Annotated in this window: 1 protein-coding gene; it reads right to left on the bottom strand. The window is 56.9% G+C overall.

Going from position 1 to position 3102, the window contains the following annotated elements:
* Positions 1–499: 499 nt before the first annotated feature.
* Positions 500–2482, bottom strand: coding sequence for a diguanylate cyclase (locus LKE08_RS00550; RefSeq protein ID WP_324702242.1), 1983 nt, complete (start codon positions 2480–2482; stop codon positions 500–502).
* Positions 2483–3102 lie beyond the last annotated feature (620 nt).

Here is a 3102-nt window from a genome sequence, read left to right as displayed (position 1 = left end):
CCTCTATCTTGCTCTTGGCTAGATACTGTAACGGGTTAGTGCGAAAGCCCCGCGTCTTTAGACCGGGGTGAGCTTACTCCTCCTCATTCAAAATTTTTTTAAAAATCGGGCTCGAAATGGGTGAAAAGGGGTTGACAGGGGGCGGCGATTTCCGGTAAGATATTGACATAAACCCTCATAATGGGAGTGGTTGCAAAAATAATATTTTCGTCACCACTCCCATTATCTAAAATAATACAGAAAGTCAAGAGCAAAAGCAACCCCCCTCCCCAAAAAAGTCGAAAATTTTAACATTTCTTAATTTTTTTTGAGAAAGGAAAATAACGAGTGCTGGCGTGGTAACACGCCGGGAATGATGAATCTCCCAACTCCCAACTCCCTTTTATAGGTTTTGTAACTATACGATCGCGCACTGCGATCAATCGAGAGTCCCCGGGAGTGGGGGACGGAGGGAAGTCGGTGCGGGGACTCAAAGAAACACGGCAGGGAGCAGACCCGATCATCCCCGATCGCAGACGATGCGGTTTCGGCCGAGGCGTTTGGCTTCGTAGAGGGCGGCGTCGGCGAGTTCGATCAGGTGTTCCGGGGCGAGGTCGGGCGTCGGGACCCGGCAGGCGATCCCGAGGGAGAGGGTGACGCAGTTGGAAATTGCGGATGTCTCGTGTTTGACGTGCAGTTTTTGTATCTCGGTGCGGATCTCCTCGGCGACTTGCAGGGCGCCTTCCGGGGGGGTGTCGGGGAGGACGATCGCGAATTCTTCGCCCCCGTAGCGGCAGGCGAGGTCTGCGGGGCGTTTGGCGCAGCGGTCGAGGACTTTGGCGATCGCTTTGAGGCACTCATCCCCCATCTGGTGGCCGTAGGTGTCGTTGTAGGCTTTGAAAAAGTCCACGTCCCCCATGATCGCCGACAGGGGGGCTTCGTCCCGCAACATCCGCTGCCACTCCCGGTGTAGGTAAGTGTCGAACTGGCGGCGGTTGGCGAGTCCCGTGAGTCCGTCGAGGGTGGCGAGGTGTTCGAGTTCCCGGTTGGCGACTTGCAGTCGGGCGTAGAGTTCCCCCTGCTGGATGGCGATCGCGATCGGAGTGGCCAGCGATCGCAGGGCTTCGATTTCTTCCGGGCGCCACTCCCGGGGGCCGCCGCACTGGTGGATAACGAGCAACCCCCACAGGGAATGCTCCCACCCGCCGTCATTTTCGGTCCGCTGAGGATAGTGGCGGATCAGGGGTAAGATCAGGCAGGCGGCGACCTGCAACCCTTCGAGCCGCTCCCGGACGGCTTCCGGCACTTCGGGGGCGTGGGTGTCGGCGATCGCGCGAATTTGGATGTCGTCGGCCGCTTCGAGTTCCCGGAAGGCTTCCGAGAGCCAACCGTAGTTGACGGAGGTCCCGAGCGCCGGTTGCCAGGGGCTTTCGACGGATTCCATCACCGCCCGATAGTCGTCGCCCGCCTCCGGACGGTAGATGAGGACGCGATCGGCCCCCAGAAATTCCCGCACTTGGGTGACGGTGCATTTGAGGGTGTCGTCGAGGTCCAGACATTCGTGAATTTGCTGCACGATGCCGCGCAGCAGCCGCTCCCGTTCGGCGTGGGACCACAGCGCCCGTTCTGCCTCCTGCCGTTCGGTGATGTCGGTGGAGACGCCCAGGAGGTGGCGGATTTTGCCGTCCTCGGAAATCAGGGGAATTTTGTTGGTTTGGAACCAGCGCACCTCCCCCGTCGCCAGGCGCAGGGGTTCGGCGGCGACGAGTCGGGCTTTTCCGGCGGCCATGATCTCCCGATCGCCCTCCAGCAACCGGTCGGTTTGGTGACGGTTGGGGTTGAAGTCGGCTTCGGTTTTGCCCAGCAACCCTTCCACCGTCGTCCCGTAGAGGTCGGCGATCGTGCGGTTGGCCAGGGTGAAGCGGCCGTTCCAGTCTTTGATAAAAATTAGGTTGGGGTTCGCGTCGATCACCATCCGCAAAAAGGCCTGCTGCTGTTCGAGGGCCAACTGGGCGATTTGGGATTTGTTCCGCTCCCAGCTCAGGCCGAGATTTTGTTCCGTGAGCTGCCGTTGCTGGCGGAGTAGGGTGATCTGATATTCCACCCGCTTGATGGTCTCTTGGGGATGCAGCGGTTGCATCAGGTAGTCCGCACCGCCGACGTTGAAAACGGTGCTTCGATTTAAGCGATCGCCTGGACTTTCCATTAAAATGACCGGTATTTGTTGGAATTGAACCCTCGATTTGAGCCAGTGGCACAACTCGTAACCCGTTCCGTCGGGAAGTCGGGTTTCGACAAGGATGACATCGCATGGCTCGGATTTCAAAACATCCCAAGCCTGCTGGCAACCCGTCGCACGCCGGACTTGATAACTCCGGCCGCACAAGAGATTTTCCAGCGTCGCGCGATCGCGGATCTCGGCTTCGGTGCGGCCGCCGTCGCCGCAATTTCCCTCAATCCATAAGATCCTTCCCTCTGATGCCGTCAAATATTCGCTGTTCATGAATACCGCCGCTCGAACCGACGTTCCCATCAAAAGAGATGGAAAACTTGAAGTTGATGCACATTCACCCTACAATTTTAATTGATTTTTTTCCGGGAAAATGGGGGGACAATTTTTTTCTGCCTGACGGCATAAAAAACGGCCCCCCAAGTTTCCCCCCAATGGGGGATTTATACCGACCGAGCCGGTGCATTTTCCGTTTTCTTTCGCAACCCGACCCGTCCCAAATTCGCGACAGCGGAATTGAATTTTATAGCAGTGTGAAGCCATGATGAAAAATATCGAACCCCCAAACCCCCCATTCTGGCAGGGCCGTTTCATTTTCCCCCGAAAAATGGCGAGAGAGGGAGACTCCGGAGACGGGGAGAGAGGGAGATGGGGAGAATTTTTCGGTCTGGGAAAAGGTATTTTTAACCCGAAAAAACTTTCGCCCCCTCCCCCTGTCACCGGTTCTCCCCCTCTCCTTCGGCAATTTGTAGCCGAGAATGAAACAGCCGGGCCCATTCTGGGGGATCTGAGCCGAAAAATTTCACTCATTATTTCACCCCTCGTCGGGCTGTTTAACCGTTAACGGCAGGGCTACAAACTGGAAAGCATTTGTAGGTACCATGACCTTAAAA

Source organism: Lyngbya sp. CCY1209, from assembly GCF_035615495.1.
Lineage (GTDB): Bacteria > Cyanobacteriota > Cyanobacteriia > Cyanobacteriales > Microcoleaceae > Limnospira.
This window is presented reverse-complemented; position numbering and strand designations above follow the sequence as displayed.

Coding starts and splice junctions, on each gene's coding strand:
- LKE08_RS00550 (WP_324702242.1), bottom strand. CDS start 2,482: ATGAACAGCGAATATTTGACGGCATCAGAGGGAAGGATCTTATGGATT.